The organism is Brevibacterium oceani, from assembly GCF_013623835.1.
Classification (GTDB): Bacteria; Actinomycetota; Actinomycetes; order Actinomycetales; family Brevibacteriaceae; genus Brevibacterium; species Brevibacterium oceani.
This window is the reverse complement of sequence record NZ_JABKDE010000002.1, coordinates 661,941-668,197: the sequence shown is the minus strand read 5'-3', so window position 1 is coordinate 668,197 and position 6,257 is coordinate 661,941. Positions and strand designations below refer to the sequence as shown.

4 protein-coding genes and 1 pseudogene are annotated in these 6,257 nt (G+C 67.7%); 3 read left to right on the top strand and 2 right to left on the bottom strand.

Translation table 11 applies throughout. From position 1 onward, the window contains the following. Positions 1-116 precede the first annotated feature (116 nt). Positions 117-2,333 (bottom strand): annotated as a pseudogene (gene mobF / locus HK401_RS06530) (MobF family relaxase); the annotation flags it as partial. A 163-nt stretch (positions 2,334-2,496) separates the two neighbouring features. Further along, the gene (locus tag HK401_RS06525; protein ID WP_181273826.1) at positions 2,497-3,180 is read right to left on the bottom strand and encodes a TetR/AcrR family transcriptional regulator; all 684 of its coding nucleotides are present in this window, start codon (positions 3,178-3,180) and stop codon (positions 2,497-2,499) included. A gap of 121 nt (positions 3,181-3,301) precedes the next feature. On the opposite strand from HK401_RS06525, the gene HK401_RS06520 reads away from it, so the two are divergent. From HK401_RS06520 to HK401_RS06510, 3 genes are all read left to right on the top strand, one after another. Continuing rightward, complete coding sequence (locus HK401_RS06520; protein ID WP_181273825.1) at positions 3,302-4,138, top strand: oxidoreductase; 837 nt, start codon at positions 3,302-3,304, stop codon at positions 4,136-4,138. Positions 4,139-4,175: 37 nt separating this feature from the next. Further along, positions 4,176-5,213 (top strand): DJ-1/PfpI family protein, encoded by a 1,038-nt coding sequence (locus HK401_RS06515; protein WP_181273824.1) that lies wholly within the window; start codon positions 4,176-4,178, stop codon positions 5,211-5,213. 69 nt (positions 5,214-5,282) lie between these two features. After that, on the top strand, positions 5,283-6,236 hold the full coding sequence (locus tag HK401_RS06510) for an alpha/beta hydrolase (protein WP_181273823.1): 954 nt from the start codon (positions 5,283-5,285) through the stop codon (positions 6,234-6,236). The last annotated feature ends 21 nt before the right edge of the window (positions 6,237-6,257 follow it).

Here is a 6,257-nt window from a genome sequence, read left to right as displayed (position 1 = left end):
AGCGATTGACTACCGACCGCCGACCGAGGTCCATTCCGAATGGATCAACCAGTCCGCGACAGAGTCCGCGGCTGCTTAGGAAACCAAGAAAAGGAGCCTCTACGAAACCCGGGGCTTGACATCAACCCGTGCTCCCGGTCGGCGCGCCAAGCGGTGTAGGCGGCGTCGGTCATCGCATCGGCGTCACCGTCGCGGATGCGGTCGTGGTCAAGGTAGGTGTCGATGACCTGCGTGCGGCCGTGACGGAGGGCGAGGGAGGCGGTCTTCTCCCACTCGTTGGTGAACCGGTGCACGTCGACCAGCTCGGGCGCATCGTCACGATCACCCATGACGAGCCCGAAGGCGCCGCCGGCGTCGACGGACTGGAGCTGGGCGAAGTCGCCCACCAGAAGCACCTTCGCCCCGGCCCGTTCGGCCAGGTGCGTGATGCGGTCCAACGAGAGGGTGCCGGCGAGGGAGGCTTCGTCGATGATGACGAGTTGGCCCGCCTTGAAGTCCTCGCCGCGGACGAGGTGGTTCTGCCACCACTTCGCCGTGTTCTCTGTAGCGATTCCCAGGTCGTCTGCGAGCACCTGCGCGGCCACGGCAGACGGTGCGAGCCCGACGACGGACTCGGCGCCGTGCTCGGTCTCCCACGCGCGGCGCAGCGCGTTCATGGCTGTGGTCTTCCCGGCACCGGCAGGCCCGACGAGCACATCGAGGACGCGTTTGGAGACGGCGATCTTCATGAGCGCGTCGGCCTGGTCCTCGCCGAGCATCCGCCCCTCGGCATCGGGACGGGCGGTGATCTTCTCCACCGTCGCCACCGGGACGGTGGGCGCGGTCAGGGTGCGGGAGCGGTCGAGCAGCCGGTCCTCGGCCGCGAGCAGCAGCTCGGAGGAGAACACGGTCGAGTGCTTGGGCCGGAACACGCTGGTGCCGTCCACCCGCCGGAACGCGGCCGGGCTGGTGGCGAGGTCGGGCGTTGTCAACCGGAGCGAGGCGGCTTCGGCGGCGTCGGCGATCATCCCCACCACGGCTTCCCGTTCGTGCGTGGTGGCGAAGCGCCAGCCCATCGTCTGCCGAGATGCCTCGGCCATCAGGTTCCACCGCCGCCACGTCGACCGCTTCTCACCCACGACGCCGACCACTGCCTGCCCGAGTTCGCCGATGGCATCGAGCGGTACGTCGTCGGCGCGCAGCAGCAGCGCCTTGTGGTAGTCCGTCACCGCACGTGCCCAGCCAGTGGCGTCCTGCCCGAGCACCCCGCTCGCGCGGGTGCGCCACTCGGCGGTGAGGTCGGCCAGCGACCGGACCTCCTTCTCGGGACGTGTGGCGAGGGTGGCTTGGGCGCGGAGCTTGATGACGGTTGCGGTGGAGGGCTGGCGGCCGTGCCGGGCGACGTACTCGGCGATGAGTCTGTTCTTCTCGGCGTCGATGTGCCGGGCACGGGTGGAGAACTCGGCCACCAGCTCCTCCGGCACAGTGCTGATCGCCCATGCCGGGTTGCGGTCCCGGCCCATGTCGCGCGCCTCCCATTCCACGCCGAAGGTGCGGGTCATGTGGTCGGCGAACACCGCCTCATGCAGCTCCGACAGCGCGACCACGGCGGCGTGCATCGGCCGCCCATCGAGCGATCGCCACTTGCCGTCGAACGCGGTCTGAACCTTGTTGGAGATGACGACGTGGGTGTGCAGGTGAGGGTCGCCGGCGCGGGAGTCGAAGTGATCGAACGCCGTCGCCACCAGCCCGGTGACATCGACCTGTGCAACAGCACCGTCACCGGCGGTTGCACCCGCGCGGGTGGCTACAACCTCGCGCTCCATGAACGCAACCACCTCCGCAACCGCCCGATGATGCGCTTCACCGATGAGCGCCTGCATGCCCGCGTCCGCGACCGCCCACAACGCTGAGGCAGACTTCGGGATCGAGAAGGTGAAGTCGAACCCGGCCACCGCTCGGCGCTTGCCGCGCTCGGTTTCCTCGGCCTCGATCTGCGCGACCGCGTCGCCCTTCGCGCCAGGGCTCAGGTCGGGGTCCAGGTCGGCGATCCGAGCCTCGATCCGCTCCGCCACCGACTGGTAGGCGGGGAACGCGCGACCGAGCGGGTCGCCGGTGATCTGGTCACGGCCCATGCCCATCAAAAGCTGGAGCTGGGCCTCCGACACCCGATCCCCAGCGGCGAGCTGCCCCTTGCCGATCGCGGCGACACCGGACCCGAGCCACTGGCCCGGTGGTGTTCCCGCCTCCACGTAGTACCTCGTGAGAGGCGTGGACAGCTCGCGGTCGCCGTCTGCGGCCGCGACGGTGCGCAGCAGGTACTTGTAGCCGTCACCCGCGCTCATCACGCGCATCGAAACCGTCACCGGGCGCCACCGCCTTTCGACGGTCAGGTGAGCAGGCGCCGACCCGCGCCAACACGCTGTCAACTTTGGTTGACGCCTTGATCTGCAAGACGCGTGGGCCGAGTTTGATGGTCGCGCTCGCCAGGTGGCTACGGGCTCACACTCGCTACTCCTACGCGCCGGTCGAGTGCGTGGCGATGAGTCCGAGAAGGAATACTGCGATCGCCCGTTCGAGTGCGCCCGGGAATCCGGCGGCTAGGAACTCCAGGGACGGGTCCGCGTCGTAGGCCTCTCGGAGCGCGTCGGCGGGGTGAGTGTGGGTCCAGATGGCGCCGACGAGGACGACGATGGTGCTAGCGGCTTCGGCGGCATCTTGGTCGCTGAGCTCGGGAAGCATCTCGCGAAGGAGCGTGGCGAAGCCGCCGACGCTGTCGCGGGCGCCGCGCTTGTACCTGGCAGCGGCTTCACTCGAAACGTTGTGTTCGAGGACACCGGCCTGGGCACTAAGCAGTTCGCACAGCATCGAGTGGGTCGCGAACGAGGCGGCGAGCGCGGATGCGACCGCTTCGGACCTGGCCCGGGGGGGCTCGTCCTTGTCGAGGGTATCGGGCAACTGCTGCATGACGTCGGTCAGGAAGTCCCGGGCGAGCAGCGAGAGAAGCTCCAAGAGGATGGCCTCCCGCGACTCGAAGTAGCGAAGGACGTTGGACTTGGCAAGGCCGACGCGACGGCTCAGCTCGTTGAGGCTGATCTGCGATAGCGGCATCTCGCTCAGCATCGCCGCGGTCGTCTCCAGGATCGCCTGGCGCCTGATCTCGCGCTGCTCCTCGCTCCTGGCGCGTTGGAAGGTGCTCACCCGAACATCTTACAGACTGCAGGTCTCTTGTTTCTAGACCGTCGGTCTGTTAAATTACAGACCTGCGGTCCGTTAGGTCCGCATCGAGACCGACTCAGCCAAGGAGCAAGGGGAACAAGACATGAGCCAGAAGATCGCCCTCGTCACCGGGGGCTCATCCGGGATCGGCGAGGTCACCGCGCTGCGACTCCAGAAGGCGGGATTCATCGTGTATGCCGCCGCTCGTCGCACCGAGCGAATGGCATCCCTGCGCGAAGCAGGCGTGCGCACCATCGCCCTCGACGTGACCGACGAAGCGTCCACCTCGGACGCCGTTCGCACCATCCTCGCCGCGGAAGGGCGTATCGACGTGCTGGTCAACAACGCGGGCTACGGCTCCTACGGAGCACTCGAAGAGGTCCCCTTGGGCGAGGCGCAGGCCCAGCTGGACGTCAACGTCCTTGGCCTGGCACGGCTCACCCAGCTGGTGCTGCCGACGATGCGCGCCCAGCGCAACGGCACGGTCATCAACATCAGTTCGATGGGCGGTCGCTTCGCCACACCCATGGGCGCCTGGTACCACGCCAGCAAGTACGCCGTCGAGGGCCTCAGCGACGCCATACGCCTTGAACTCAAGCGCTTCGGCATCAATGTCGTCCTCATCGAGCCGGGATCGATCCAGACCGACTGGGGCAGCATCGCTGCGGACAAGCTTCGTGCGACCTCCGGCCATGGCCCCTACGCCGAACAGGCCAACGCGATGGCCGCATCCCTCGACAGCAGCTCACAGCCGGGTGCGCGGATGACCAGTCCCCCGACCGTGGTCGCCAACGCGGTGACGAAGGCGGCGACGGCGCGTCGGCCACGCACGCGCTACCGGATCGGTTTCGGGGCTCGCCCGATGGTGTGGCTCAGCCGGGTGCTTCCGGACCGCGCGTTCGACGCCCTGATCAAGCGCGCCTCGGGCGTGCCCGCCTGAGCACCAACCACCACGAGAACCCTTCTAAGGAAACGCCATGGCACCCCGCACTGAGCGCCCGAAGGCGCTGATAGTCCTCTCCTCCGCCAAACGCCTGCCACTGACCGAGCCCGCGGACCATCCCGGGATCTCGACCGGGTTCTTCCTCGTCGAGCTTGCCGCCGTGATGGCCCAGTTCGAAGAGACCCACGACTTCATCCTCGCCACCCCTGACGGGGAGGTTCCCCAGCTGGACATCAACGGGCTTGCGCTGAACTTCCACGCCGCCGGCGACCTCGGGCCGGCCACGGCACGCCACACGATCCAGACCGACGCCGAGAAGCTCAGCCCCGAGCGACTGCGGGAGAAGAACCCCGAGCTTCTCAAGCGGCGCGAAGCCGAGCTGGCCCTCGCCCGCCGGCACCTCGGACGACTCCCGGTCTCCGAGCCACTGCCCAAGACCGATCGTGAGGCGGTATCCATTCGCGCCGGGGTTCTCGCGAGCTTCAAGGAAGTACCAGAGGAGAGGTACCACTCGATCGAGCAGCTGCTCGCCATGGATCGTGACCCCAGCGACGAGTTCGCCCTGGCCGACTTCGACTTCGTACATATGCCCGGCGGGCACGCCCCGATGGTCGATTTCCACGACAACCCGCTGATGGGCGAGCTGCTTCACACCCTTCGTGAGGCCGACGTGCCCATTTCGCTGATCTGTCACGCACCGATCGCGCTGACCTCCGGCCGCTACCGGGTCGGCGCGGACGGAACGGTTCAGGTCAGTGAGGACCACGAGTTCAAGGGCGCCAGCATCACGACCGTGCCCAGGTGGGGCGAGAGGTTCATGCTCGCCTCGCAGTACCCGAAGGTGCCCGGTCAGAAGACCCGGCTCACCTACTACGTCGACGTCGCCCTCAAGGAGGCCGGCTACGACGTCAACCTCAACCTCAACCCGACCGCGGTGAAGGTGATCTGGGATGCCGAGCACGACGTGCTCACCGGGAATGGACCCCAGGCCGTCGATGCTCAGGCAGCCCGCCTGGTCGAGATTCTGGGCGACCGCGCAACCGTGTCCCGGTCGCGCACGGAGCGCGCATGACATCCGCCTGAGAGCGACCCACTGACAGACCAAGACGCCGTACATCGACCATGACGAAGGAGACGCACGATGAGTGAGATCAAGCCCGAACTGGAGCCCGAGGCAGTGCAGTTCGCCAAGGACACCGACAGCCCGCCGTTCCTGTTCCAGCTGCCCCCCGAAGAGGGTCGCGCGACCGTCGACGAGGTCCAGTCCAGTGAGATCGACAAGCCGGACATCGACGAGGAGTGGATCACGGTCGAGGGCGGTCCCACCGGCGAAGTTCGCGTCCGCATCGTCAGGCCCGCCGGTGCGACCGGCACCCTGCCCGTGGTCTTCTACATCCACGGCGCTGGGTGGGTGTTCGGCAACGCGCACACCCACGACCGCCTGGTTCGCGAGCTTGCCGTGGGTGCCGGGGCCGCTGTGGTCTTCCCCGAGTACGACCTCTCGCCCGAGGCCAAGTACCCCACTGCGATCGAGCAGAACTACACCGCGGCCCAGTGGGTCTTCGCCCACGGTGCGGAGAAGGGCCTCGACGCGACCCGCTTCGCCGCCGCCGGTGACTCGGTCGGGGGCAACATGACCGCCGTCCTGACCCTGATGGCCAAGGAGCGCGGGGACGTCGACATCAAGCACCAGGTGCTCTTCTACCCGGTGACCAACGCCGACTTCGAGACCGGCTCCTACCGCCAGTTCGCCGAGCACTACTTCCTCTATCGCGCGGGGATGCAGTGGTTCTGGGACCAGTACACCGAGAACGACGCCCAGCGTGAGGAGATCTACGCCTCCCCGCTGCGCGCCACCACCGAGCAGCTCCAGGGACTGCCGCCGGCGCTGGTGATCACCGCGGAGGCTGACGTGCTGCGCGACGAGGGCGAGGCGTACGCGGCCAAGCTTCGCGAGGCGGGCGTGCCGGTGACGCAGGTGCGGTTCGGCGGCATCATCCACGACTTCGTGATGCTCAACGCGCTGCGTTCGACCGACGCTGCGAACGCCGCGATCAAGCTTGCCCAGGACACCCTGCGCACCGCCCTCCACTGACACCCACGAGCGACAGACGCG

What these genes read in the sequence shown, in the direction of transcription:
- HK401_RS06520 (WP_181273825.1), top strand. Translation starts at nt 3,302, where the DNA reads ATGAGCCAGAAGATCGCCCTCGTCACCGGGGGCTCATCCGGGATCGGC.
- HK401_RS06510 (WP_181273823.1), top strand. Translation starts at nt 5,283, where the DNA reads ATGAGTGAGATCAAGCCCGAACTGGAGCCCGAGGCAGTGCAGTTCGCC.
- HK401_RS06515 (WP_181273824.1), top strand. Translation starts at nt 4,176, where the DNA reads ATGGCACCCCGCACTGAGCGCCCGAAGGCGCTGATAGTCCTCTCCTCC.